Annotated in this window: 23 protein-coding genes; 8 read left to right on the top strand and 15 right to left on the bottom strand. The window is 72.4% G+C overall.

The window, feature by feature from the left end:
• Nucleotides 1-26: 26 nt before the first annotated feature.
• A complete protein-coding gene (locus ABZ862_RS08680) occupies nucleotides 27-884 on the bottom strand; it encodes a hypothetical protein (RefSeq protein WP_360954431.1) in 858 nt (285 codons plus the stop codon).
• 338 nt (nucleotides 885-1,222) lie between these two features.
• On the opposite strand from ABZ862_RS08680, the gene ABZ862_RS08675 reads away from it, so the two are divergent.
• From ABZ862_RS08675 to cseC, 5 genes are all read left to right on the top strand, one after another.
• The gene (locus ABZ862_RS08675) at nucleotides 1,223-2,197 is read left to right on the top strand and encodes an A/G-specific adenine glycosylase (RefSeq protein WP_360954428.1); all 975 of its coding nucleotides are present in this window, start codon (nucleotides 1,223-1,225) and stop codon (nucleotides 2,195-2,197) included.
• A gap of 383 nt (nucleotides 2,198-2,580) precedes the next feature.
• Nucleotides 2,581-3,120, top strand: a complete 540-nt coding sequence (locus ABZ862_RS08670; protein WP_360954425.1) for a SigE family RNA polymerase sigma factor — start codon at nucleotides 2,581-2,583, stop codon at nucleotides 3,118-3,120.
• A complete protein-coding gene (locus ABZ862_RS08665) occupies nucleotides 3,108-3,776 on the top strand; it encodes a hypothetical protein (protein WP_360954422.1) in 669 nt (222 codons plus the stop codon). Before ABZ862_RS08670 ends, ABZ862_RS08665 begins: the two co-directional genes overlap by 13 nt.
• Before the next feature lie 179 nt (nucleotides 3,777-3,955).
• Entirely contained in the window at nucleotides 3,956-4,654 is a 699-nt protein-coding gene (gene cseB / locus ABZ862_RS08660; RefSeq protein ID WP_360954419.1) for a two-component system response regulator CseB, read from the top strand.
• Between the two features lie 134 nt (nucleotides 4,655-4,788).
• Nucleotides 4,789-6,132 (top strand): two-component system sensor histidine kinase CseC, encoded by a 1,344-nt coding sequence (gene cseC / locus ABZ862_RS08655; protein ID WP_360954553.1) that lies wholly within the window; start codon nucleotides 4,789-4,791, stop codon nucleotides 6,130-6,132.
• 200 nt (nucleotides 6,133-6,332) lie between these two features.
• On the opposite strand, the gene ABZ862_RS08650 is transcribed toward cseC, so the two are convergent.
• Nucleotides 6,333-7,940 carry an MDR family MFS transporter gene (locus ABZ862_RS08650; protein WP_360954416.1) on the bottom strand — a complete coding sequence of 536 codons (1,608 nt, stop codon included), beginning with the start codon at nucleotides 7,938-7,940 and terminating at the stop codon, nucleotides 6,333-6,335.
• Nucleotides 7,941-8,089: 149 nt separating this feature from the next.
• Between ABZ862_RS08650 and ABZ862_RS08645 the strand changes: the two genes are divergently transcribed.
• Nucleotides 8,090-8,689 carry a TetR/AcrR family transcriptional regulator gene (locus tag ABZ862_RS08645; protein ID WP_360954413.1) on the top strand — a complete coding sequence of 200 codons (600 nt, stop codon included), beginning with the start codon at nucleotides 8,090-8,092 and terminating at the stop codon, nucleotides 8,687-8,689.
• A gap of 210 nt (nucleotides 8,690-8,899) precedes the next feature.
• On the opposite strand, the gene ABZ862_RS08640 is transcribed toward ABZ862_RS08645, so the two are convergent.
• From ABZ862_RS08640 to ABZ862_RS08590, 11 genes are all read right to left on the bottom strand, one after another.
• Nucleotides 8,900-11,428: an ATP-dependent Clp protease ATP-binding subunit gene (locus ABZ862_RS08640; protein WP_360954410.1), complete on the bottom strand. Its 2,529-nt coding sequence runs from the start codon at nucleotides 11,426-11,428 to the stop codon at nucleotides 8,900-8,902.
• A gap of 786 nt (nucleotides 11,429-12,214) precedes the next feature.
• Complete coding sequence (locus ABZ862_RS08635; RefSeq protein WP_360954407.1) at nucleotides 12,215-12,550, bottom strand: Lsr2 family protein; 336 nt, start codon at nucleotides 12,548-12,550, stop codon at nucleotides 12,215-12,217.
• Between the two features lie 228 nt (nucleotides 12,551-12,778).
• Complete coding sequence (locus tag ABZ862_RS08630) at nucleotides 12,779-13,312, bottom strand: amino-acid N-acetyltransferase (RefSeq protein WP_360954404.1); 534 nt, start codon at nucleotides 13,310-13,312, stop codon at nucleotides 12,779-12,781.
• 9 nt (nucleotides 13,313-13,321) lie between these two features.
• Nucleotides 13,322-13,735: a BlaI/MecI/CopY family transcriptional regulator gene (locus tag ABZ862_RS08625; protein ID WP_360954401.1), complete on the bottom strand. Its 414-nt coding sequence runs from the start codon at nucleotides 13,733-13,735 to the stop codon at nucleotides 13,322-13,324.
• 161 nt (nucleotides 13,736-13,896) lie between these two features.
• Entirely contained in the window at nucleotides 13,897-14,061 is a 165-nt protein-coding gene (locus tag ABZ862_RS08620; RefSeq protein WP_360954398.1) for a hypothetical protein, read from the bottom strand.
• Nucleotides 14,062-14,223: 162 nt separating this feature from the next.
• Nucleotides 14,224-15,180: a hypothetical protein gene (locus tag ABZ862_RS08615; RefSeq protein WP_360954395.1), complete on the bottom strand. Its 957-nt coding sequence runs from the start codon at nucleotides 15,178-15,180 to the stop codon at nucleotides 14,224-14,226.
• Between the two features lie 256 nt (nucleotides 15,181-15,436).
• A complete protein-coding gene (locus ABZ862_RS08610) occupies nucleotides 15,437-16,234 on the bottom strand; it encodes a type III pantothenate kinase (protein ID WP_360954392.1) in 798 nt (265 codons plus the stop codon).
• Between the two features lie 2 nt (nucleotides 16,235-16,236).
• Nucleotides 16,237-17,214 carry a carboxylating nicotinate-nucleotide diphosphorylase gene (gene nadC / locus ABZ862_RS08605; RefSeq protein ID WP_360954389.1) on the bottom strand — a complete coding sequence of 326 codons (978 nt, stop codon included), beginning with the start codon at nucleotides 17,212-17,214 and terminating at the stop codon, nucleotides 16,237-16,239.
• A 5-nt stretch (nucleotides 17,215-17,219) separates the two neighbouring features.
• A complete protein-coding gene (locus ABZ862_RS08600; protein ID WP_360954386.1) occupies nucleotides 17,220-18,977 on the bottom strand; it encodes an L-aspartate oxidase in 1,758 nt (585 codons plus the stop codon).
• A complete protein-coding gene (gene panC, locus ABZ862_RS08595) occupies nucleotides 18,974-19,975 on the bottom strand; it encodes a pantoate--beta-alanine ligase (RefSeq protein WP_360954383.1) in 1,002 nt (333 codons plus the stop codon). Before panC ends, ABZ862_RS08600 begins: the two co-directional genes overlap by 4 nt.
• A gap of 142 nt (nucleotides 19,976-20,117) precedes the next feature.
• Nucleotides 20,118-21,065: a DUF2520 domain-containing protein gene (locus tag ABZ862_RS08590; protein WP_360954380.1), complete on the bottom strand. Its 948-nt coding sequence runs from the start codon at nucleotides 21,063-21,065 to the stop codon at nucleotides 20,118-20,120.
• Between the two features lie 289 nt (nucleotides 21,066-21,354).
• On the opposite strand from ABZ862_RS08590, the gene ABZ862_RS08585 reads away from it, so the two are divergent.
• The gene (locus ABZ862_RS08585; RefSeq protein ID WP_360954377.1) at nucleotides 21,355-22,566 is read left to right on the top strand and encodes a beta-eliminating lyase-related protein; all 1,212 of its coding nucleotides are present in this window, start codon (nucleotides 21,355-21,357) and stop codon (nucleotides 22,564-22,566) included.
• 55 nt (nucleotides 22,567-22,621) lie between these two features.
• Here the strand turns inward: ABZ862_RS08585 and ABZ862_RS08580 are convergent, their stop codons facing one another.
• On the bottom strand, nucleotides 22,622-23,296 hold the full coding sequence (locus tag ABZ862_RS08580) for a response regulator transcription factor (protein ID WP_360954374.1): 675 nt from the start codon (nucleotides 23,294-23,296) through the stop codon (nucleotides 22,622-22,624).
• A gap of 124 nt (nucleotides 23,297-23,420) precedes the next feature.
• Nucleotides 23,421-24,626 carry a sensor histidine kinase gene (locus tag ABZ862_RS08575; RefSeq protein ID WP_360954371.1) on the bottom strand — a complete coding sequence of 402 codons (1,206 nt, stop codon included), beginning with the start codon at nucleotides 24,624-24,626 and terminating at the stop codon, nucleotides 23,421-23,423.
• Nucleotides 24,627-24,861: 235 nt separating this feature from the next.
• Here ABZ862_RS08575 and ABZ862_RS08570 point away from each other — a divergent pair, with 235 nt between their 5' ends.
• Nucleotides 24,862-25,836 carry an SAM-dependent methyltransferase gene (locus ABZ862_RS08570; protein ID WP_360954550.1) on the top strand — a complete coding sequence of 325 codons (975 nt, stop codon included), beginning with the start codon at nucleotides 24,862-24,864 and terminating at the stop codon, nucleotides 25,834-25,836.
• Nucleotides 25,837-25,888: the final 52 nt, after the last annotated feature.

The following is a 25,888-nucleotide window of genomic DNA, read 5'->3' as shown; positions in this document are numbered from 1 at the left end:
CCGGTGCCACGCCCGGCAGCACCCTGTCAGCCTGCTGACAGCACGAACGTCGCCTGGAGCTTCGGGTAACCGGGAGCCTTCGCCTCGACCAGATACTTGCCCGCTGCGGCCGTCCCCGCCGGAGGCGTGGCGCACTGCGGCGCACTCGGCCTGCGGTCCCACTTCACCGGGTAGGTGACCGCGCTGCCGCCGCCGGGCACCCGGTAGTACACGCTGGACGAACCGCTCGGGCAGTCGGCCGAGGACCAGTAGGCGTCACCGGAACCGGCCCGGGTGACGGTCACCACCGTGTTCTCCGGACCGAGGTCGATCTTGCAGTCGTTCGAGGCGGAGTTCTTCGCGGTCAGCACGAACGTCGGCGTCCGGTCCGGTCCGTAGGAGGAGGCGAGGCTGCGCAGGGTCAGCTTGACATTGCTCGCGGTGCAGTCGGGCAGCGTGGACCCGGCGGGCAGCACCGTGCCCGTACCGCCGCCGCCCGAGGCACCGTCACCCGAACCGCCGGCGGACCCGTCACCACCCGCGCCGCCGGAGCCGTCGCCGGTCCCCGTACCGCCGGAACCGGCCGATCCACCGGAACCGGCCGAGGACCCGGAACCGGAGCCCGACCCGCTGCCGGAGCCGCCCGAACTCCCGCCGCCGGACTCGTCCCGGCCGCCGGGGTGCCGGCTGATCGCGGGCCCCGACCCGGACGGCCCCGGCGTGATCGTCTCCACGGGATTCTTGCCGTCGGACCCGCCCGCGTCGTTCTTGCCGCCACCGCCGCCCGACGTGACGATCCAGGTGATCACCAGTGCCAGCAGCGCGACGACGGACAGCATGACGACCCTCCGGCGCCAGTAGATGCTGGAGGGAAGCGGCCCGATCGGATTGCGCAGAGATCCCACGACGCAAACTTTACGAGAGATCACCCCGGTTACCTGCGTCACCCGCCGTCACGACGACAACTTTTCCGGATCATCATTTCGGCAACTGACTCCACAAGAGCCTTACTTGATCATCCGTCGGCAGTCCGGCCCCACCGCCGCCCCGCCCGCACGCCCGCTTGACCGCAGCTCGTCCCGTATGCCCACGGTGCGCGGGACACCGCCGGACACCGCCGCGTCTCTCCGGCCGTCCCCTTCGTGCCGGTCCTCCCCGCCCCCGTCCCCGTTCCGCGACCACCCGGCCGCCCGGCCACGCCATGGACCCCGGCCCGCCCGCGCGTGGCAGGATCGGTTCCGACATGACTGCGCCCACGAAGCCCTCGCCCAGCAGCCCCGCCGCCCGGCCCGGCCACCCCGAAGACTCCGACCGGCCCGGTCCCGTCGCCGAGGACCGGCACCCCGGCGATCCGTTCCACGCCCCCGTCATCGACTGGTTCGACGAGCACGCCCGCGATCTGCCCTGGCGGCGCCCGGAGGCCGGCGCCTGGGGCGTGATGGTCAGCGAGTTCATGCTCCAGCAGACGCCGGTCACCCGCGTCCTGCCCGTCTACGAGCAGTGGCTGGCCCGCTGGCCGCGCCCCGCCGACCTCGCCGCGGAGGCCTCCGGCGAGGCGGTCCGCGCCTGGGGCCGGCTCGGCTACCCGCGCCGCGCCCTGCGGCTGCACGGCGCCGCGGTGGCCATAACGGAACGGCACGGCGGCGACGTACCGACGGACCACGCGCAGCTGCTGGCGCTGCCCGGGATCGGCGAGTACACGGCCGCGGCGGTGGCGTCGTTCGCCTACGGCCAGCGGCACCCGGTGCTCGACACCAACGTCCGCCGGGTCTTCGCACGCGCGGTGACCGGGGTGCGGTACCCGCCCAACGCCACGACCGCCGCCGAGCGCAAGCTGGCCCGCGCGCTGCTGCCCGTGGACGAGCACACGGCGTCCCGGTGGGCCGCCGCCTCCATGGAGCTGGGCGCACTGGTCTGCACGGCGAAGAACGAGGACTGCCACCGCTGCCCGATCGCCGCGCTGTGCGCATGGCGGCTCGCGGGCAAGCCGGAGCACGAGGGACCGCCGCGCCGCGGTCAGACGTACGCCGGTACGGACCGCCAGGTGCGCGGGAAGCTGCTCGCCGTCCTGCGGGAGGCGCACGAACCCGTGCCGCAGGCGGTGCTCGACCGGGTGTGGCACGAGCCGGTCCAGCGGGCGCGGGCCCTGGACGGCCTGGTCTCCGACGGCCTCGTCGAGCCCCTCGCGGGCGGGTTCTACCGGCTGCCGCAGAGCTGACGCCCCGGCACGGCCCCGGACCACCGGCGGCCGTGGCCACCGTGGCCGCCTTCGGCGCCGTGGCCGTCGGCGTGGAACCGGTGCACGGCCGACGCAGGGCCTGTGCCGGGCCGATACACAGAGCCGTCACAGACCCGACGCCCCCGTCACACCCCAACCCGCCGCCCGAATCGGGACTTAACGCCACAAAGCCCCAACACCCCTTACCCCGGACCTACTTCCGTTACACAACCGACGGACAGCCGATTGCTCCCCGCAGGCTGCTTCGGACAGCGCCGTGACAAGCCCTCCGTAGGTTCATTTCCGTACCCGGAACGACCACGGGACGACAGGAACGGGCCGGCGAACGGCCGGAGACGCACGGGGATCGGAGGCGGTCGGACATGGGGCAGACCGAGGTGCTCGAGTTCGAGGAGTACGTCCGGACCCGGCAGGACGCGCTGCTGCGCAGCGCCCGCCGTCTGGTGCCGGACCCGGTCGACGCCCAGGACCTGCTCCAGACCGCCCTGGCCCGCACCTACGGCCGCTGGGACGGCATCGCCGACAAGCGCCTGGCCGACGCCTATCTGCGCCGCGTGATGATCAACACCCGTACGGAGTGGTGGCGGGCCAGGAAGCTGGAGGAGGTCCCGACCGAGCAGCTGCCGGACAACTCCGTCGACGACGCCACCGAGCAGCACGCCGACCGCGCCCTGCTGATGGATGTCATGAAAGTTCTCGCGCCCAAGCAACGCAGCGTCGTCGTCCTGCGACACTGGGAGCAGATGTCCACGGAGGAGACGGCCGCGGCACTCGGCATGTCGGCCGGAACGGTCAAGAGCACGCTGCACCGGGCGCTCGCCCGGCTCCGCGAGGAGCTGGAGGCCCGCGATCTGGACGCACGCGCCCTGGAGCGTGAGGAGCGGGAGCGTTGCGCGGCCTGACCGGTACGGGGTCCGCGGGGACCCGGGCGGATCTGCAGGCGGTGATCACGGCGGTGGCCGGGGTCGCCGCCCTCGCCCTTTTCGTGTCCGCCTGCGGCACCGGTGGCACGGGAGCCCGGGACGAGGGCCCCGCACACGCCGACCCGGTGGTCGGCGCGGCGTCGTCGTCACCGTCGCCCAGCCCCTCCGCCGCCTACCGCCGCGTGGACGCGGTGGCCCTGGTCAAGGACGACCCGAAGGTGTCGGCCGCGGTGAAACGGGATCTCAAGCCGTGCGTCGCCGACGAGTACCCGATCGACGTGTCGTACGGCAAACTGACCCGCGGTCCGGCCGAGGACGTGGTGGTGAACGTACTGACCTGCGGGGACGCGGTGGGCGTCGGATCATATGTGTACCGCCGGGAGGACGGCGGGTACGACAACGTGTTCAGCGCCGAGGAGTCCCCGGTCTACGCGGAGATCGACCGCGGCGACCTGGTGGTGACCAAGCAGGTGTACGAGAAGGGCGACCCGGTGTCGAACCCCTCCGGCGAGAACGTGATCACCTACACCTGGTCCGAGGGCCGCTTCGCGCAGACCGACTTCCACCACAACGACTACAGCAACGCCGTGGGCGGCGGCACGGACCCGACGGTCACCCCGGCACCGAACACATGACGGCCCCCCGGGGCCACCGGACCGGCAGGACCGGTGGTACGGACAGGACCGGCAGGACCGGCGGGGCTCTGTGCCGGCACCGGCACCGGCCCGCCGTACCGCCCGGCGGACGAGACGCAGTACGGTCCGGTCCGGACGGGACACGGCCGCACGAGGACCGAGAGCAGCGGAGCAGCGGGATGGCAGAGCAGACCCACGTCCTGTTCGTCGAGGACGACGACGTCATCCGCGAGGCGACCCAGCTCGCCCTGGAACGGAACGGCTTCGCGGTCACCGCCATGCCGGACGGGCTGTCGGGCCTGGAGGCGTTCCGGGCCGACCGGCCGGACATCGCGCTCCTGGACGTGATGGTGCCCGGCCTGGACGGCGTCAGCCTGTGCCGCCGGATCCGCGACGAGTCGACGGTCCCCGTGATCATGCTGTCGGCCCGCGCGGACTCCATCGATGTCGTCCTGGGGCTGGAGGCGGGCGCCGACGACTACGTCACCAAGCCGTTCGACGGGGCCGTCCTGGTCGCCCGGATCCGCGCGGTGCTGCGCCGGTTCGGACACGCGGGCGGCGGGCGTGCCGCGGAGACCGCGCCGCAGGAGGGCGGCACCCTCGTCTTCGGCGAGCTGGAGGTCGACACGGAGGGCATGGAGGTACGGCGGGCCGGACGGCCGGTGGCGCTCACCCCCACCGAGATGCGGCTGCTGCTGGAGTTCTCCGCCGCGCCCGGCACGGTACTGTCCCGCGACAAGCTGCTGGAACGGGTGTGGGACTACGGCTGGGGCGGTGACACCCGGGTCGTCGACGTCCATGTGCAGCGGCTGCGTACGAAGATCGGCCAGGACCGGATCGAGACGGTCCGGGGCTTCGGCTACAAGCTGAAGGCGTGAGCGGGACGGAAGGGGGCGGGCGGGCGATGGGACACACGACGGAACGTACGGCAGGACGGACAGCGGCACAGGTCGCGAGACGTACGGTCAGACGTGTGATCCGGCTGCTCCCGGACCGGCTGGAGCGCCATCTGGTGCGGCAGCTGCGGCGGCACCCGGGGGACGGCGGGATACGCACCGGTCTGCGCTGGAAGCTCAGCGCGGCGATCGCGCTGGTCGGCGCGCTGGTGGCGGTCGCGCTCAGTCTCGTCGTGCACAACGCGGCCCGGGTCTCGATGCTCGACAACGCCCGCGACCTGGCCGTCGAACGTCTCCAGATCGGCCAGCGCAACTACGAGCAGACCAAGCGGCCCAACTTCCCCAAGACCGAGCTCGACGACCCGCTGCTGCCGGTCGCGCTGCACGAGAAGGTCGAGGAGGGGCGGGTGGCGACCTACGTCACCGACCACGGCGGTGACGTGCCGGACATCTGGGCGGCCGTCCCGCTCAAGGACGGGCATGTGCTGTCCCTGCACACCCATCTCACCGACCGCACCACGGACGTGATGAAGGACCTCGACCAGGCCCTGGTCATCGGCTCCATCGCGGTCGTCCTCGGCGGCAGCGCACTCGGCGTGCTCATAGGCGGCCAGCTGTCCCGGCGGCTGCGCAAGGCGGCCAGCGCGGCGAACCAGGTCGCCCGGGGCGAGACCGACGTACGGGTGCGGGACGCCATCGGCGGCGTCGTACGGGACGAGACCGACGACCTCGCGCGTGCGGTGGACGCCATGGCGGACGCGCTCCAGCAGCGACTCGAGGCCGAACGCCGGGTCACCGCGGACATCGCGCACGAGCTGCGCACCCCGGTGACCGGGCTGCTGACGGCCGCCGAACTGCTGCCGCCCGGCCGCCCCACGGAACTGGTCCTCGACCGCGCCAAGGCGATGCGCAAACTCGTCGAGGACGTTCTCGAAGTGGCCCGGCTCGACAGCGCCTCGGAGCGGGCCGAGCTCCAGGACATCATGCTGGGCGAGTTCGTGGCCCGGCGGGTGGCGGCCCGGGACCCCGAGGTGGAGGTACGGGTGGTGCACGAGTCGGAGGTCACCACCGACCCCCGGCGGCTGGAACGGGTCCTGTTCAACCTGCTGGCCAACGCCGCACGGCACGGCAGGCCGCCCATCGAGGTGACCGTCGAGGGCCGCGTGATCCGGGTGCGCGACCACGGTCCCGGGTTCCCGGAGGACCTGCTCGCCGAGGGGCCGAGCCGGTTCCGCACCGGCAGCAAGGACCGCGCCGGGCACGGCCACGGGCTGGGGCTGACCATCGCGGCGGGGCAGGCCCGGGTTCTGGGCGCCCGCCTCACCTTCCGCAACGTCCGCCCGGCGGGAGCCCCGGACCACATCCCGGGGGAGGGCGCGGTGGCGGTCCTGTGGCTCCCGGAGCACGCCCCGACCAGCACCGGCAGCTATCCGCTGCTCCCCAGCACCGCGGGGACGTAGTGCCTCACCAGCCCAGGAGGGGCTGGCTTTCAGCCTGTCCGGCGTTTGAGGACGAGGCCCGAAGGGCCGACAGGGGGGTCTGGGGGCGCAGCCCCCAGGGACGGGACGGGAAGGGGCGGCGGGGGCGAGGCAGGCCATGCCGAAGGCCCCCGGGGCGGACACCGCCGGGGGCCTTCGGTCGGATCGGGCTCGGCCGAGCCTCAGACGGCTTCGGTGACCGGCGCCGCCACCCGGCCCCCGTCCTCGGCGCCCGCCACAGGCCCACCCTCGGCGTCCGGCTTCGAGGTCGCGCCCTTCAGCGGGACCTCCTTGACGAACAGGGCCGCCACCAGCACGACCACCGCGATCACGGAGCCGAGCAGGAAGGCCGAGTGGGTGCCGGCGGACACCGCGTGCTGGTAGGCCTCACGGGCCGCGGCGGGCAGCTTGGCCAGGCTGGCGGCGTCCAGCTGCGCGGACTGCTCGGTGAGTTTCGAGCCCAGCGACCCGGCCCGCTGGGCCATGACGTCCTGGACCCGGTGGTTGAACAGCGCGCCCATGATGGCCACGCCGAAGGACGAACCGAGCGTACGGAACAGGGTGGTGGAGGAGGACGCGACGCCCATGTCCTTCATCTGCACGCTGTTCTGCGCGACCAGCATGGTGATCTGCATCAGGCAGCCCATGCCCAGGCCGAGGACGGCCATGTACACGCCGGAGGTGAACCGGCTGGTCCCGGTGTCCATCAGGGACAGCAGATACAGCCCGGTGATCATCAGGACGCCGCCCGCGATCGGGAAGATCTTGTAGCGGCCGGTGCTGGTGGTGACCCGGCCGGCGATCATCGAGGTCACCAGCATCGCGCCGAGCATCGGCAGGAGCAGCAGACCGGAGTTGGTCGCGGAGGCACCCTGCACGGACTGCTGGTAGAGCGGCAGGAAGAGCGTCGCGCCGAACATCACGAAGCCGGTGATGAAGCCGATCACGGACATCAGGGTGAAGTTGCGGCTGCGGAAGATGTGCAGCGGTACGACCGGCTCGGCGGCCCTGGTCTGCCAGAACACGAAGCCGACCAGCGAGGCGACACCGATGGCGGTGAGTTCCATGATCCGCGCGGACGTCCAGGCGTACTCGCTGCCGCCCCAGGTGGTGACCAGCACGATGGAGGTGATGCCGAGGGTGAGCAGGACGACGCCGAGGTAGTCGATGCCCGCCTTGGACCGCTTCTTCGGCAGGTGCAGCACCACGCTGATCGCGGCCAGCGCTATCGCACCGAGGGGCAGGTTGATGTAGAAGGACCAGCGCCAGCCCCAGTTGTCGGTGATGGTGCCGCCGACCAGCGGGCCGCCGATCATCGCCAGCGCCATGACGCCGGCCATCATGCCCTGGTACTTGCCGCGCTCCCGCGGCGGGACGAGGTCACCGATGATCGCCATGACACCGACCATCAGTCCGCCGGCGCCGAGGCCCTGCACGGCGCGGAAGCCGATCAGCTGGCCCATGTCCTGGGCCATGCCGCTGAGCGCCGACCCGATCAGGAAGATCACGATCGAGGTCATGAAGGTGGCCTTGCGGCCGTACATGTCGCCGAGCTTGCCCCAGACCGGGGTGGCCGCGGCCGTCGCCAGGGTGTAACCCGTCACCACCCACGAGAGGTGTTCCAGGCCGCCCAGCTCACCGACGATCGTCGGCATCGCGGTGCCCACGATCATGTTGTCCAGCATCGCGAGCATCATCGCGATCATGAGCGCGAGGATGACCACCCGCACGCTCCGCTGCGGTTTGCCGGATTCGGTCAGTTCCGCCCCGGCTGTCTGTGTGTCCGCCATTTCTTTCCTTCTCCCCCTGCGGCTGGTACTTACTTGCCGCCCGGCTAGTGACTACACTCGGAAGGTAGACCGGGAACTAGCCGGGCGTCAAGTAAGTTTATCTAGTCGGGCGGCAAGTAAGTTTCCGCGGGAGCAGGAGGAGTACGAGGATGGGCGTCACGATGGACGGCACCAGGCACCAGCGCCGCGGGAACACCCGCCAGCGCATCCAGGACGTGGCACTCGACCTCTTCGCGGAGCACGGGTACGAGAAGACCTCCCTGCGGGAGATCGCCGAGCACCTCGACATCACCAAGGCCGCGCTGTACTACCACTTCAAGACCAAGGAACAGATCATCGTCAGCCTCTTCGAGGACCTGACGCAGCCGATCGAGGACCTGATCGAGTGGGGCAAGGTCCAGCCGCACACCCTGGACACCAAGCTGGAGCTGCTGCGCCGCTACGGCCAGGCGCTCACCGACGCGGCACCGCTCTTCCGGTTCATGCACGAGAACCAGGCGACCATCCGCGACCTGCGGATCGGTGAGGCGTTCAAGGACCGGATGAAGGGGATGCGGGACATCCTCATCGACCCCGACGCCGAGCTGGTGGACCAGATCCGCTGCGTCAGTGCCTTGTTCACCCTGCACGCGGGGATGTTCGTGATGCAGGACATCGAGGCCGATCCCGAGGAGCGCCAGAAGGCGGTCATGGAGGTCGCCGTGGGCCTGGTCACCCAGGCCCACGGCAGCCGTACCGCCGCCCGCTGACGTCCGGTTCCCGCCGGTCCCGGGGCCCCGTCGGACCGCTCCCGCCGGCGACCGACCGCCCCGGGGCAGCCGCCACCGGGAAGCACCGCCGCCGGCGCGCGCGCCGTTGCCGTGAAGCACCGCCGCCGGCCCTGAACGAAGAAGGGGGCTGCCCCGGGACCGAAGTCCCGGGGCAGCCCCCTTCTCACCGCTGGGCGGATCCCCGGAGGGTCACGCCTCCTTGCTCAGGTTGGGCCCGGCGCCGCCGGCCGCCTGCTCGATCGGCGGGACGTCCGGCAGAGCCGACTTCTCCTCACCGCGGAAGGTGAAGGTCTTGGTCTCGCCCTCGCCCTCCGTGCCGACGACCACGATGTGACCGGGGCGCAGCTCGCCGAAGAGGATCTTCTCCGACAGCGTGTCCTCGATCTCGCGCTGGATGGTGCGGCGCAGCGGCCGGGCGCCCAGCACGGGGTCGTAGCCCTTCTGGGAGAGCAGTTCCTTGGCGGACTGGGAGAGCTCGATGCCCATGTCCCGGTCCCTGAGGCGCTCGTCCACCTTGCCGATCATCAGGTCGACGATCCGCAGGATGTCGGCCTGGGTCAGCTGCGGGAAGACGACCACGTCGTCGACGCGGTTGAGGAACTCGGGCCGGAAGTGCTGCTTGAGCTCGTCCTGGACCTTGTTCTTCATGCGCTCGTAGTTGGTCTTCGTGTCGCCCGAGGCCGCGAAGCCCAGGTTGAAGCCCTTGGAGATGTCCCGGGTGCCGAGGTTGGTCGTCATGATGATGACCGTGTTCTTGAAGTCCACGACCCGGCCCTGGGAGTCGGTCAGGCGACCGTCCTCCAGGATCTGCAGCAGCGAGTTGAAGATGTCCGGGTGGGCCTTCTCCACCTCGTCGAACAGGACAACGGAGAACGGCTTGCGGCGCACCTTCTCGGTCAGCTGGCCGCCCTCCTCGTAGCCCACGTAGCCGGGGGGCGAACCGAAGAGACGCGAGACCGTGTGCTTCTCGCTGAACTCCGACATGTCGAGGGAGATCAGCGCGTCCTCGTCACCGAAGAGGAACTCGGCGAGCGCCTTGGACAGCTCGGTCTTACCGACACCGGACGGACCGGCGAAGATGAACGAACCACCCGGACGCTTCGGGTCCTTCAGGCCCGCGCGCGTACGGCGGATCGCCTTCGACAGCGCCTTGACGGCGTCGACCTGGCCGATGACCCGCTTGTGGAGCTCGTCCTCCATGCGGAGCAGGCGGCTGGACTCCTCCTCGGTCAGCTTGAAGACCGGGATGCCGGTGGCCGTGGCGAGGACCTCGGCGATCAGCTCGCCGTCGACCTCCGCGACGACGTCCATGTCGCCGGCCTTCCACTCCTTCTCCCGCTTGGCCTTGCCGGCCAGGAGCTGCTTCTCCTTGTCGCGGAGGGAGGCGGCCTTCTCGAAGTCCTGCGAGTCGATCGCGGACTCCTTGTCCCGGCGGACACCGGCGATCTTCTCGTCGAACTCGCGCAGGTCCGGCGGCGCGGTCATCCGGCGGATACGCATCCGGGAACCGGCCTCGTCGATCAGGTCGATCGCCTTGTCCGGCAGGAAGCGGTCCGAGATGTACCGGTCGGCCAGGGTGGCGGCCTGGACCAGCGCCTCGTCCGTGATGGAGACCCGGTGGTGGGCCTCGTAGCGGTCACGCAGACCCTTGAGGATCTCGATGGTGTGCTGCAGCGACGGCTCGGCGACCTGGATGGGCTGGAAGCGGCGCTCGAGGGCCGCGTCCTTCTCCAGGTGCTTGCGGTACTCGTCCAGCGTGGTGGCGCCGATGGTCTGCAGTTCACCGCGGGCCAGCATCGGCTTGAGGATGCTCGCCGCGTCGATGGCGCCCTCGGCGGCGCCCGCACCGACCAGCGTGTGCAGCTCGTCGATGAACAGGATGATGTCGCCGCGGGTGCGGATCTCCTTGAGGACCTTCTTCAGGCGCTCCTCGAAGTCACCGCGGTAGCGGGAGCCGGCGACCAGCGCGCCGAGGTCCAGGGTGTAGAGGTGCTTGTCCTTGAGGGTCTCGGGCACCTCGCCCTTGACGATGGCCTGCGCGAGGCCCTCGACGACGGCGGTCTTGCCGACGCCGGGCTCACCGATCAGCACCGGGTTGTTCTTGGTGCGGCGGGACAGCACCTGCATGACCCGCTCGATCTCCTTCTCGCGCCCGATGACCGGGTCGAGCTTGGACTCACGGGCGGCCTGGGTGAGGTTCCGGCCGAACTGGTCGAGCACCAGGGACGTGGAGGGGGTGCCCTCGGCAGGACCGCCACTGGCGCCGGCGGTCTCCTTGCCCTGGTAACCGGAGAGCAGCTGGATCACCTGCTGCCGCACCCGGTTGAGGTCGGCGCCCAGCTTGACCAGGACCTGGGCGGCGACGCCCTCGCCCTCACGGATCAGGCCGAGCAGGATGTGCTCCGTGCCGATGTAGTTGTGGCCCAGCTGAAGGGCCTCGCGGAGCGACAGCTCCAGGACCTTCTTGGCACGGGGGGTGAAGGGGATGTGCCCGGACGGGGCCTGCTGGCCCTGGCCGATGATCTCCTCCACCTGCTGGCGGACCGCCTCGAGCGAAATCCCGAGGCTCTCAAGGGCCTTGGCGGCGACACCCTCACCCTCGTGGATCAGGCCCAGGAGGATGTGCTCGGTGCCGATGTAGTTGTGGTTGAGCATCCGGGCTTCTTCCTGAGCCAGGACGACAACCCGCCGCGCGCGGTCGGTGAACCTCTCGAACATCGTTAATCGCTCCTCAGAGCGGTCAGGCAGTAAGGGGAACTTCCCCTCCCTGTCCTTCCGCAGCTTAGTCCCGCAAGCGGGGACCGCTCATTCCAACTGCCGACACCGTCCTTGGCCCTCCTGACCCCGAACGCCGACATCTGTCCCAACCCGATGGTGCGAGACGATGTTCCCGCAGGCCAGGCAGTTACCTCCACCATCGCTACGCCGATGGCGAACGTGACACCCCCCTGCCCTGCGTGTCGCCCCCTCCCACTAGGGATGTCTTACCCGTACGGACTGACACTCCATGCCGCGCGTACCGATCCGCTCCGCTATGGGCGAACAACCTTGCGCCGGACCCGGTGACCGCGGGGCTCCGTTTTCAGGACTCTGCGCAGCTGTGCGAATACCCAGCGTAACGCCCGGGGTGCCGAGACGGAAGGTGCGGCTTGAACGGAGAGCGCAGGGAGTGGCGGGGCCGGGGGCGGGGCCCCGGGGCGGCGGCGGTGGTGGGAGTGAGGGGCCGGACCCACAGGGCCGGGCTTGCGGGGCCGGGCTGCGGGGCCGGGCCTGCGGGGAACGGTCCGGAGGGCCGCTGCGCGGAGGAGAGCCGCGGAACCCCTTGCGGGAGGCGACGGCCGCAAGTGCCGCCTGCAGGGGGCCGCCGTGTGGACACGGCCCCCTGGGCACGGGTGCCCGGGCGTGAGGCGGATCCCTCGGACGCCCGCCGGTGCTGCCGGTGCTGCCGGTTCAGGGGGCGAGGAGAGTCCCCCTGATCTCGTACGACCCGGTCCGGATCCGGAGTCAGCCGTTCTTCTGCTCGTAGGCCTCGCGGATCTGTGCCGGGACACGGCCGCGGTCGTTGACCTCCAGGCCCTGTTCCTTCGCCCAGGCGCGGATCTTCGCGGTGTCCTCGCTGCCGCCCGAGACCGCCCGCGTCTTTCCGCGTGCGCCCGCCGTCCGGCCTCCGGTGCGGCGGCCGCCCTTCACATAGGGCTCGAGAAGGCTGCGCAGCTTGTCCGCATTGCCAGTGGTGAGATCGATCTCGTAGGTCTTGCCGTCCAACGCGAACGTGACGGTCTCGTCCGCCTCGCCGCCGTCGATGTCATCGACAAGAAGGACCTGAACCTTCTGTGCCACCGGATTTCCTTTCATTCATGACTCGAGGGCCGGGGGTCCGCGGCGTCCGCCGTTTCGCCGCCCCCTGTTATATGCAGTACTGCAGTACGTCGGAAAGCAAACCGCTTTTGCCGGAAAAACACAAACCCCCGGGAGAGACTCAGGCCCGACCCCCGTCCGGAAACATGGCGTTTCGGACATAGGGCACCCGGTCATGCCCGTCCGGCCCTAATACCGGGCTCCGGATGATCACAGATGCAGAAGCATCCGGCTGTTGCCCAGGGTGTTCGGTTTCACTCGTTCGAGTCCCAGGAACTCGGCGACGCCCTCGTCATAGGAACGCATCAGCTCCGTGTACACATCCGTGTCGACGGGTGTCTCGCCGATCTCCACGAAGCCGTGACTGCCGAAGAAGTCGACTTCGAAGGTCAGGCAGAAAACCCGGCGAACGCCGAGCCAGCGCGCGGTGTGCAGCAACTTCTCCAGCAGGCGGTGACCGACTCCGGCGCCCTTCAGCCCGGGCTTGACCGCCAGCGTGCGGACTTCGGCGAGGTCTTCCCACATCACATGCAGTGCGCCGCACCCCACGACGTCCGCGTTGTCGTCCCGTTCGGCGACCCAGAACTCCTGGATGTCCTCGTAAAGCGTCACCGTGGCTTTGTCGAGCAGGATGCGTCGGCGGACGTAGGTGTCGAGGAGGCTGCGCACGGCCGGGACATCGGACGTCCTGGCCCGCCGGACGGTGATGGCTTTCGCGGTGACTTCGGGGCTCTCTGCTGACATGAGCGGACGCTATCGCCCGCTGTCGCCCCGCGCCGAGCCGGGGTTCTCCGCCTCCGGCGTTTCCGGTCCCTGGACCATGCGCACGGCGTCCGAGAGCGCCTGCCGCTGTTCGTCGCTCATCATGCCGAAGAAGGCGACGAGTGCGGCGGCGGGGTTGTCGCTCTGCGCCCAGGCCTCGTTCATCAGGGCCGCGGCGTAGGCGGCGCGGGTGGAGACCGCCTCATATCGATAGGCGCGGCCTTCCGCCTCGCGGCGCACCCAGCCCTTCTGATGGAGATTGTCCAAAACGGTCATCACCGTGGTGTAGGCGATGGACCGTTCCAGCTGAAGGTCTTCCAGGACTTCCCGAACGGTCACCGGACGGTTCCACTTCCACACCCGCGTCATGACCGCGTCTTCGAGTTCTCCCAATGGGCGAGGCACAGCTCAGAACAATAGTGGGAGATCCTGCCAATGGCGTGGCGGACGTGCGCTTCACCGGCGAACGGCACAAAAAGGGCGTACGCCATGGTGGCGCGGACTACCGCTCCGCACCACGTCGGCGTACGCCGGGAGCCCGTCGGGCGGGGATGCCGCCCGACGGGTCAGACGTCGCTGCCGCCGCGCTCGGCGCGCGCGAGGGCGGCGTCGACGGCCGCGTCCTCCTTGGCCTTGGCGGCGCCGCCCTGGGTCTTCACGATCACCCGGACCACACCGATGAAGAAGACGGCCATGACGACCGGGGGAACGAGCGCGGAGACATAGTCCATGCGCCCAGAGTAGCCACGCCCCTGCGACACCCGGCCGCCGGGGCCGCGCAGGGACCGGCCCGGGATCGCGCAGGGGTCGGGGCATTCCACCGCCTCGGGCTCGGGCGGGTGCGCCTCCGGGCGGACACGAACGCCGGCGCACCCCTGCCGCCGCCCGCCTCCTCAGCCCGCGGCCAGCCGCCGGAGGCCGCCCTGGGACGGCGGGGCGGGCTTGCGGCGCGGGAAGACCTCACCGGGGGTCGGGACCGGGCGCGAGGGCTGCGGAGCGGGCGCGGGGGCGGGGCGGGAGGGCCGCTCGGCGGGCTTCTCGGGGGGCGTGTTCCCCGGGGTGCGTCCGGGCCCGGGGGCGGGCTTGCGCTCCGGGGTCCGGCCGGGCGAATGAGCGGGCGCCCGCTCGGGAGACCGCCCGGGCGGGTGCTCCGGCGAGAGTCCCGGAACGGCTCCCGGCACTGCTCCGGGCACCGCTCCGGGCGCTGTCCCCGGAGCGCGTCCCGGTGCCTGTCGCGGGGCGCGCCCCGACGCTGTCCCCGGCGTGTGCGCGGGCGTCGCGCCCGGCATCGCCCCGGCGGCCCTCTCCGGCCGTTCTCCCGGCTGCGGTCCGCCGCGGGCCACGACGGGCTCACGGCCGCCGGGGAGGGCCAGCAGACGGGTGCGGGAGGCGGGAACGACCGGGGTGACCGTGCCGACGGCCGCGGGCACGTCGGCGTGACGGCGCCGGCCGCCGGCGAGCCGGGCCCGTACGTCCTGCTCCGCGAGGACCCGGCAGCGGTCCAGGAGCAGGGCCGCGACCGGGTTGCCGCGCAGGGCGCGGAGGGCGGCGAGGTCGTCGGGGCCCGGACGGTACCCGGCGCCGAGCGCCTCCTCCAGGAGCGTGAAGTACCCCGTGGCGGTCCCGGGCAGGGCGGCTCGGTATCTGACGAGGTCGGCCACCAGGAAGGCGCGCAGCCGGGCACCCTCGCGCATCGCCTCGTCGAGGGACTCGGCGAGCCGGAGACAGTCCTGGACGTCCTCGGCCGAGGCGGGGTCGGGATGGAGGGCGAGGGCGAGAGCGCGGCGGAGCACACGCAGCTCCGACACGCCGAACGCCATGCCGCCGCGGGATCCGTATGGCGTGGGCATGCGGCGACCATACGCGCTAATCAGACAAGATCGACATAACGGACGGGTGTGGCGCACCGGCACCACCCGCCCGGCCGGGGGCCGCGGCAGCCCGGGGGCCGGGGGTCGAGGGGGGAGTGGCTCGGCGCGGGTGAGTGAGGGGGTGGGGGGTGGGGGGTCGCCCCGCCGCCCCTTCCCGTTCCCGTCCCTGGGGCTGCGCCCCCAGACCCCCCTTGTCGCCGCCCCTGTCGCCCCCCTTGTCGGGCCCCCTTGTCGGTCAGAGCCGGGAGACGTTGCGTTCGTAGACCAGACGGAGACCGATCAGCGTCAGCCAGGGTTCGTGCTCGTCGATGACGGTGGCCTCGCCGAGGACCATGGGGGCCAGGCCGCCCGTCGCGATCACGCGCACCTCGTCCGGGTCGTCGGCCAGCTCGCGCGCCATGCGGCCGACCACGCCGTCGACCTGTCCGGCGAAGCCGAACACGATGCCGGACTGCATCGCCTCGACCGTGTTCTTGCCGATGACGCTGCGCGGCCGGGCCACCTCGATCTTGCGCAGCTGGGCGCCCTTGACGCCGAGGGCCTCGACGGAGATCTCGATGCCGGGCGCGATGACCCCGCCGACGTACTCCCCGCGCGCGCTGACCGCGTCGAACGTCGTCGCCGTGCCGAAGTCGACGACGATCGCCGGGCCGCCGTAGAGCTCGACGGCGGCGACCGCGTTGATGATGCGGTCGGCGCCGACCTCCTTGGGGTTGTCGGTGAGGATCGGCACGCCGGTCTTGACGCCCGGTTCGACCAGGACCGCGGGTACGTCGCCGTAGTAGCGCCGGGTCACCTCGCGCAGTTCGTGCAGCACCGACGGCACGGTGGCGCAGATCGCGATGCCGTCGATGCCGTCGCCCAGTTCGTCGCCGAGCAGCGGGTGCATGCCCATCAGGCCCTGCAACAGCACCGCGAGCTCGTCGGCCGTGCGGCGCGGGTCCGTGGAGATCCGCCAGTGCTCGACGATGTCCTCGCCGTCGAAGAGGCCGAGGACCGTCTGTGTGTTGCCCACGTCGATCGTCAGGAGCATGATCACTCCGCCCCGCGCAGGTCGAGCCCGATGTCCAGGATCGGCGAGGAGTGGGTGAGCGCGCCCACGGCGAGGAAGTCGACGCCGGTGGCGGCGTAGGCGGCGGCGTTGTCGAGGGTGAGCCTGCCGGACGCCTCCAGGAACGCACGGCCGCCGACGAGGGCGACGGCCTCCTCGCACTCGCCGGGGGTGAAGTTGTCCAGGAGGATCAGGTCGGCACCCGCGTCCACGACCTCGCGCAGCTGGTGCAGCGTGTCGACCTCGACCTCGATCGGCACGTCGGGGAAGGCGTCCCGGACGGCCTTGAACGCCTGGGAGACGCCGCCCGCGGCGACCACGTGGTTGTCCTTGACGAGCGCGGCGTCCGAGAGCGACATCCGGTGGTTGACGCCGCCGCCGCACCGCACCGCGTACTTCTCCAGGGCACGCAGCCCCGGCGTGGTCTTCCGCGTGTCGCGGACCTTCGCCCGGGTGCCCTCCAGGACGTCCGCCCACGCGCGCGTGGCGGTCGCGATGCCGGACAGCCGGCACAGGATGTTGAGGGCGCTGCGCTCGGCGGTGAGCAGGTCGCGGGTGCGGGTGGTGACCGACAGGAGCGTCTGCCCGGCGGCCACCCGGTCGCCGTCCTCGACGTGCCGTTCGACCTCGAACTCGTCCGCGCACACCACGGACAGCACGGCCTCGGCCACCCGCAGGCCGGCCACGACGCCCGCCTCCCGCGCGGTGAAGTCGCCGGTGGCGACGGCGTCCTCGGGGATCGTCGCGACGGTGGTCACGTCGACGCCGCCGGCCAGGTCCTCCTGGAGGGCGACATGGGCGACGTCCTCGACCTCGACCGGGTCGAGCCCGGCGTCGGCCAGGAGCTGGGCGAGCGCGGGGTCGAGCCCGCACTCCAGGTATTCCTCGTCTGTGTCCGCCCCGCAGGCACAGCCGTCGCCGCAGCCGCCGGTCGGGGCGAGGGGAAGGTCGTGGGTGCTCACTTGTGTCACTGCTCCTGGGGACGGGACGGGAGGGCCGGGGAAACGGTCTCGGGAAGGGTTGTTCCGGGAAGAGTCGGGGGGAAGTCTGCGGTGTCCGTGGTGTGCGCGGCCAGCGTCCGGTCCGGATTGAGCCGTACGACGATGTGGCGCCGCCAGTTCGTGTCGTCGCGGTCGGCGTGGTCCTCGCGCCAGTGGCAGCCGCGGGTCTCCTCACGGCGCTGCGCGGCGGCCACCAGGACGCGGGCCACGCACAGGAGGTTGGTGGCCTCCCAGGTGTCGGTGCCGGGCTCGGCGGTCTTGCCGTTCTCGGCGAGCGTGTCGCGCGCCTCCTTGTGGAGCCGCTCCAGCTGGTCGGCGGCCCGGGCGAGCGAGTCCGCCGAGCGGAGCACGCCCGCGCCCTCGGACATGATCCGCTGGATCGCGAAGCGCGCCTCGGGCGGCAGGAGGGGGTGCGCGGGGGTCTCGGACCGCTCCACCGGCGCGGGCACGCGCGCGTGCAGGCCGTTCCCGGCCCGGCCCGCGGCGATGTCGGCGGCGATGCTCTCGGCGTAGACGAGCCCTTCGAGCAGGGAGTTGGAGGCCAGCCGGTTGGCGCCGTGGACACCGGTGCAGGCGACCTCCCCGCACGCGTACAGGCCCGGCACGGTCGTCCGGCCCCGCGAGTCGGTGCGCACGCCGCCGGACGCGTAGTGGGCGGCCGGGGCGACCGGGACCGGGTCGTGGACCGGGTCGATGCCGTGGGCGCGGCAGGCGGCCAGGATGGTCGGGAAGCGGTGCTCCCACATGTCCGCGCCGAAGTGCCGGGCGTCGAGGAACATGTGCTCGGTGTCCTGCTCCTGCATGCGCCGCATGATGGCCTTGGCGACGATGTCGCGGGGCGCCAGCTCGGCCAGTTCGTGCTGCCCGGTCATGAAGCGGACGCCGTCGGCGTCGACCAGGTGGGCGCCCTCGCCGCGGACCGCCTCGGACACCAGCGGCTGCTGGCCCTCCGCGTCGGGGCCGAGGAACAGCACGGTCGGGTGGAACTGCACGAACTCCAGGTCGGAGACCTCGGCGCCCGCGCGCAGCGCCAGTGCCACGCCGTCGCCGGTGGACACCGACGGGTTGGTCGTCGCGGAGAAGACCTGCCCCATCCCGCCGGTCGCGAGGACCACGGCGGGCGCGTGCACGGCTCCCACGCCGTCGTGCTGGCCCTCGCCCATGACGTGCAGGCTGACGCCCGCCGTACGGCCGTCCGCGTCCGTCAGCAGATCGAGCACGAGGGCGTTCTCGACGGTGCGGAGCCCGCGCGCGCGGACCGCCTCCACGAGCGCCCGGGAGATCTCCGCGCCGGTGGCGTCGCCGCCCGCGTGCGCTATGCGGCGGCGGTGGTGGCCGCCCTCGCGGGTGAGCTGGATGCCGCCCTCGTCGTCGGTGTCGAAGTGGGCGCCCGTGGAGATCAGGCGCCGTACGGCGTCGGGGCCCTCGGTGACGAGGATGCGTACGGCCTCCTCGTCGCACAGGCCGGCGCCCGCGACCAGCGTGTCGTCCAGGTGCTGTCCGGGCGTGTCGCCCTCGCCGAGGGCGGCGGCGATACCGCCCTGCGCCCAGCGCGTGGAGCCGTCGTCGAGGCGTGCCTTGGTGACGACGACGGTGTCGAGGCCGGCGGCCTCGCAGCGCAGGGCCGCGGTGAGGCCGGCGACGCCGGAGCCGACGACCACGACGTCCGCGGTGAGGGACCAGCCGGGCGCGGGCGCGTGCAGTCGTATGCCTGTGGTGGTCACGAGGCGGCTCCGAGGGTTCCGAAGGTGAGGGGGAGGTTGTCGATCAGCCGGGTCGTACCGACCCGGGCGGCGACGGCGAGGACGGCCTCTCCGGTGAAGTCGTCGGTGATCTCGGTGAAGTCGGCCGGGTCGACCAGGGCCAGGTAGTCCAGGACGAGCGGCGGGTCGAGGCGGGCGGCCTCGTCGAGGACGAGACGGGCGGCGGCGCGCACGCCCGCCGGGCCGGCGGGCACCCCCCGGGCCACGGCGTTGGCGTCGGCGGCCAGTCGGGACTCGCCGAGGGCGCTGAGCGCCTCGGCACGCGCGCGCGTGGAGGGCACTTCGCGGGCCCGCGCGCGCAGCGCCTCCTGCGCGGCGTGGCGGTCGCTGCCCGCGAACAGGGCCTGTGACAGGGCGAGCGCGGTGCGCCGCTCGACGGCGGAGAGGTAGCGGTTGCGGCTGGACAGCGCCAGGCCGTCCTCCTCGCGGACGGTCGGCACGGCGACGATCTCGATGCCGAAGTTCAGGTCGCGCACCATACGGCGGATCAGGGCCAGCTGCTGGGCGTCCTTCTGGCCGAACAGGGCGACGTCGGGGCGGGTGAGGTGGAGCAGCTTGGCGACGACGGTGAGCACGCCGTCGAAGTGCCCCGGCCGGGAGGCGCCCTCCAGGCGCTCGCCCATGGCACCCGCGCTGACCCGCACCTGGGGCGGGCCACCGGGGTAGACCTCGTCGGCGGACGGCGCGAACACGGCGTCGGCACCGGCCTGTCCGGCGATCTCGAGGTCGGCCTCCAGGGCGCGCGGATAGCGGTCGAGGTCCTCGCCCTGCCCGAACTGGAGCGGGTTGACGAAGACGCTGACGACGACCTCGCCGTCAGCGCCGGCGAGGTCACGCGCGGCGCGGATCAGGGTGGCGTGGCCCTCGTGCAGGGCGCCCATGGTCATCACGACGGCACGGCGCCCGGTACGCGCGCGGGTGTACAGCTCGGCCGCGGTCCTCAACAGCACGGCAGTCACCGGCCACCTCCATCGGTCCCGTCGGCGGCACCGGCCGCATCCGTGCCGCCGGCCAATACACCGAACAGACCCCCGGCAAGCTCAGACATGAACACCCCACGAGCGGACACGCCGCCCGCATCGGTCCTCAACAGCACGGCAGTCACCGGCCACCTCCATCGGTCCCGTCGGCGGCACCGGCCGCATCCGTGCCGCCGGCGAGGACACCGAGCAGGTCCTCGGCGAGTTCCGGCTTGAGCAGCCCGTGCGCGAGCGCGCGGTCCGCCGTCGCGCGGGCCATCGCCAGGTAACCGGCGACGGTCTGCGGGGCGTGTCTGCGCAGCTCGGCGACGTGCGCGGCGACGGTGCCCGCGTCCCCCCGTGCCACCGGGCCCGTGAGGGCGGAGTCACCGGAGCGCAGGGCGTTGTCGAGGGCGGCGCCGAGCAGGGGGCCGAGCATCCGGTCGGGCGCCGTGACACCGGCCTCGCGCAGCAGCTCCATGGACTGGGCGACCAGGGTCACCAGGTGGTTGGCGCCCAGGGCGAGCGCCGCGTGGTAGAGCGGGCGGCGCTCCTCGGCGATCCACTCCGGTTCGCCGCCCATCTCGATGACCAGCGCCTCGGCGACCAGCCTCAGCTCGTCGGGCGCGGTGACCCCGAAGGAGCAGCCGGCGAGCCGCTGCACGTCCACCGCGGTGCCGGTGAAGGTCATCGCGGGGTGCAGGGCCAGTGGCAGCGCGCCCGCGCGCAGGGCGGGGTCCAGGACCCGGGTGCCGTAGCGCCCGGAGGTGTGCACGAGCAGCTGCCCGGGCCGTACGGCGCCGGTCCCGGCCAGCCCCTCGACCAGACCGGGCAGGGTGTCGTCGGGGACGGTCAGCAGCACCAGGTCGGCGCGCTGGAGGACCTCGGCGGGCGGCACGACGGGCACATCGGGCAGCAGCTCGGCGGCCCGCCGGACCGAGGTGTCGGAGACCGCGGACACGGCCACCGGGCGATGCCCGGCGAGCCGCAGCGACGCGGCGAGCGCGGGCCCCACCCGCCCGGCGCCGACGACGCCTACGGTGAGCCGCGCCGGGCGGTCCTTGGGATCTGACTCGTGGACTGTACTCACGCGAGGGTGGCCTTCCCGTTCCAGTCCGCTCTGGGTACCGGACGATTTCTCGTCATGTTAACGCGATCGCCCGGCCCTCCGACCCTCACCGTCCACAGCCTGTGGACATCTCGCCCGCGACTCCCCCGCCCGGCCCCGGTGACCGGCCCCGGCCGGCCGGCGGAACGGGGTCCGGGAGTCCGGGGGCCGGGGGTCCGGGGGCACAGCCCCCGGGGACGGGAACGGGAAGGGGCGGCGGGGGCGGAAAACCCGCGTGCCGCCCCGCCGCCGCCCGGGCATGATCCCGCACATGACTGATGCGACGGCGCAGCACCCGCAGCCGGCGGAGCGGGCACAGGACGAGCGGCACCCCGACGGCGAGGAGCACCGCAGGGCTCTCCTCCAGCGACGCGCGACCGCGCTGCACAAGGCGAGCCGCGCCCTGGAACGCCCGCCCTTCCTGAGCCCCCTCAGAGACCGCCTCGCCCTGTTCACCGACACGGAGGCCCTGTCCGCCCTGTACGACCTCGACGAACGGGGCGACCTCTACGGCGACGGCATCGTCACGGCCCTGGAGGAAAAGGTCGCCGCCCTCCTCGGCAAGGAGTCCGCCGCCTTCTTCCCCACGGGAACGATGGCCCAGCAGATCGCCCTGCGCTGCTGGGCGGCCCGTACCGGCAACCCCACGGTGGCCCTGCACGCCCTGGCCCACCCCGAGGTGCACGAGCGGCAGGCGCTCAGCCAGGTCGCCGGCCTCCGCCCGGTACGCATCGCGGGCAGGCCCCGGCAGCCCACCGCCGACGAGGTACGCGGCTTCGAGGAGCCCTTCGGCACGCTGATGCTCGAGCTTCCCCTCCGGGACGCCGGTTTCGTGCTGCCGACGTGGGACGAACTGTCGGCGGTGGTGGACGCGGCCCGGGAGCGCGACGCGGTGGTGCACTTCGACGGCGCGCGCCTGTGGGAGACCACCGTCCACTTCGGCCGCCCGCTCGACGAGATCGCCGACCTGGCCGACAGCGTGTACGTGTCGTTCTACAAGTCCCTCGAGGGACTCGGCGGCGCGGCACTGGCCGGTCCGGCGTCGCTGGTGGAGGAGGCGAAGACCTGGCGGCACCGCTACGGCGGCCTCGTCTTCCAGCAGTTCCCGACGGCGCTGTCGGCGCTCGCGGGCCTGGAGCGCGAGCTGCCGAGGCTGCCCGGTTACGTCCGCCACGCGCGCGTGGTGGCCACGGCACTGCGGGAGGCCTTCGACGGGTCACGCGTCCCGTGGGCCCGGGTGAACCCGGCCGAGCCGCACACCCAGGAGTTCCAGCTCTGGCTCCCCTACGAGGCCGAGGTGGCCGCGGAGGCCGCACTCCGCGCCGCCGAGGAGACGGGGTCGGCCCTGTTCACCAACGCCTGGGACGACGCGGGCCCCGGCGTGTCGTTCACGGAGCTCCGGGTACGGGCGGCGGGCCTGGAGTGGACGGCGGCGGACGTGCGGCAGGCGGTCACGGACTTCGTCACCAGGCTGCCGCGGTAGCCCCTTCCGGCCCGGCCGCAGCACCTCCGCCCGGTCCGTCCGGCCCGGCCGGAGGTCACCCGTGGCCGCCGCCCGCACGGACGAGCCCCGTCTCGTAGGCCAGGACCACCACCTGCACCCGGTCGCGCAGACCGAGCTTGGTCAGAATGCGGCCCACATGGGTCTTGACCGTCGCCTCCGACAGCACCAGACGGGCGGCGATCTCCCCGTTGGACAGCCCCTGGGCGACCAGCACCATGACCTCGCGCTCCCGTTCGGTCAGCCGCTCCAGTTCCTTGCGCTGGGGCGGCTTCCCGGCCGACGGCAGCATGGGCGCGAACCGGTCGAGGAGCCGGCGTGTCGTGGAGGGGGCGACCACGGCGTCTCCGCTGTGCACGGAGCGGATGGCGGCCAGGAGCTCCCCGGGCGGCACGTCCTTCAGCATGAAGCCGGAGGCACCCGCCTTGAGGCCGGAGAAGGCGTACTCGTCGAGGTCGAAGGTGGTGAGGATCAGCACCTTCGGCGCGTCGGGCTCGGCGCAGATACGGCGCGTGGCCTCGACGCCGTCCAGCTTCGGCATGCGGACGTCCATCAGGACGACGTCGACGGCCGCCCCGCGCAGCACCTGGAGGGCTTCGACGCCGTCCCCCGCCTCCGCGACGACCTCCATGTCCGGCTGGGCGGCCAGCACCATCCGGAACCCGGTGCGCAGCAGCACCTGGTCGTCGACGAGCATCACGCGGATCGTCATCGGGGCTCTCTTTCCGTATCGCGTCGGCGGGGCAGGGCCGGGGTCAGGTCGGGGCGGTCCGCTTCGGGAACAACGAGCGGTGGTGCGGAGGGTGGTACGTGTCAACAGAGGGCGTGCGCCGGTGTCAGTGCGCCGGTTTGAGCGGGAGCAGCGCGCTGATGCGGAATCCTCCGCCCGGGCGCGGCCCGGCGTCCAGCGTGCCGCCGACCATGCCGATCCGCTCCCGCATGCCGATCAGGCCGTGTCCGCGGCCGTCGACGCCGCCGTCCTCGTACAGCTCGTGCGGCGCGCCCTTGCCGTCGTCCTCGACGAGCAGCCCGAGACCGTCGTCGAAGTAGACCAGGCGGACGCTGGCGCCCGCGTTCGGGCCGCCGTGCTTGCGGGTGTTGGTGAGGGCCTCCTGCACGATGCGGTACGCCGTCAGCTCCACGCCGCTCGGCAGCGGGCGGGGCGTGCCCTCGACCTTGAAGTCGACGGGCAGGCCGGAACCGCGGCACTGCTCGACCAGGTCCTCGATCTGCTCGACGTCGGGCTGCGGCACGTACTCGCCGGCCTCCACGTGCTCGCCGGTACGCAGCACGCCCAGCAGGCGGCGCATCTCGGCGAGGGCCTGGCGGCCGGTGGAGGAGATCGTCTCCAGGGCCTGCTTGGCCTGGTCGGGCGCCGCGTCCAGGACGTAGGCGGCGCCGTCGGCCTGGACCACCATCACGGACACGTTGTGCGCGACCACGTCGTGCAGCTCGCGCGCGATGCGCGCGCGTTCGGCGGCGACGGCGACCTTGGACTGCGCCTCGCGCTCCTTCTCCAGCCGGGAGGCACGCTCCTCCAGCTGTTCGAAGTAGGCGCGCCGGGTGCGCATGGAGTCGCCGAGCACCCAGGCGAGGGCGAACGGCACGGTCTGGAAGACCACGATCGCCACCCGCCCCAGCAGGCTGGTCTCCAGGACCGGCCACCGTACCTGGGCGATCGCCGCGGCACCGAGCCCGCCGAACAGGGCGAGCCGGGACGACCAGCGGGCGCCGGTCGCCGCGACGGTGTAGATGATCACCAGCATCGAGAAGTTGGCCGCCGTCAGCTCGACGTCCAGAACCAGCTGCGCCACGCCGCCCGCGATCGTGAGCAGCAGCATCTTCTCGGGCATGAGCCTACGCAGCGCGACGACCAGGCTCATGGCGGCGCACAGCACCAGCGCGACGGCGAGCGACCCGTGGGTGTCACTCACCCCGTTCACCCGCGTGATGCTCACGCAGGCGATCCCGAACAGGATGAGGGCCCAGAAGCCGTCGACCCCGATGGGATGTCTGCGGAGGAAGTCGTAGAGGCGCTGCACGTAACCCAGAGTATTGAAGCGTGACGTGTGCACGGGTCACCCGGAGGGCCGATCCGTAGCGGGGGCGCGTACTCCGCAAGGTGGATGCCGTGATCACCTGTGCCCCTAATCTGGCCACGTGACGGAAGAGACCGGCCAGCACGGCGACACGGACGGCGGCACAGGCGGCAGCGCGGGCGGCGACCGGGACGGGGCGCACCGGTGGCGCGGGTGGCGGGAGGCCGCCGGGGCGGCGCTGTACGGGCCCGGCGGGTTCTACCGGCGGCCCGAGGGGCCCGCCGGGCACTTCCGTACGTCGGTGCACGCCTCGCCGCTGTTCGCGCGCGCGGTGGCCGGGCTGCTGTGCCGGGTCGACGACGCGCTCGGGCACCCCGCGCGACTGGACTTCGTGGACATGGCGGCCGGGCGGGGCGAGCTGGTCACGGCGGTGCTGGCCGCGCTGCCCGCCGACGTGGCCGCCCGCGCGCGCGGCTGCGCCGTGGAGATCGCCGGCCGTCCCGCCGGACTCGACCCGGGCGTGGCGTGGCTGCGCGAACCGCCGGCGGGGATCACCGGGCTGCTGTTCGCCAACGAGTGGCTGGACAACGTGCCCGTGGACGTCGCCGAGACGGATGCCGCGGGCGTGCCCCGGCTGGTGCTCGTCGGGGACGACGGGACCGAGCGGCTCGGGGCGCCGGTCGCGGGCGACGACGCGCGCTGGCTGGCGCGGTGGTGGCCGCTGCCCGCCGAGGAGGGCTTCCGGGCGGAGATCGGGCTGCCCCGGGACCTCGCCTGGGCGTCCGCCGTCTCCCGCGTGTCGCGCGGGCTCGCCGTGGCCGTGGACTACGCGCACGCCCTCGACGCCCGTCCGCCGTTCGGAACGCTCACCGGGTTCCGCGAGGGACGCGAGACGGTACCCGTGCCGGACGGCTCGTGCGACATCACGGCGCACGTCGCCCTGGACGCGTGCGCGGACACGGACACGGTCGCGAGCGATACGGGCGGCACAGGCGGCGGCACGCGTCTGCTGACGCAGCGCGCCGCTCTGCGCGCCCTGGGGATCGCGGGCACGCGCCCCCCGGTGGCACTGGCCACCGCCCGTCCCGCGGAGTACGTGCGGGCGCTCGCGAGCGCCGGGGAGGCCGCCGAACTCACCGCGCCGGGCGGGCTCGGCGACTTCGGCTGGCTGGTCCGGTCCGTCGGCGTCCCGGACGTGCTCGGTGACGCCTGAGCGGACCGGCCCCGCGGACCGCCCTGCCTGTCGCCCCGCTTGTCACCCCGTG

It is taken from the genome of Streptomyces sp. NPDC047000 (genome assembly GCF_040644295.1).
In the GTDB taxonomy this organism is placed as follows: domain Bacteria; phylum Actinomycetota; class Actinomycetes; order Streptomycetales; family Streptomycetaceae; genus Streptomyces.
Note: the sequence above shows the minus strand (reverse complement) of the source record. Positions and strands in the feature narration are given on the sequence as shown.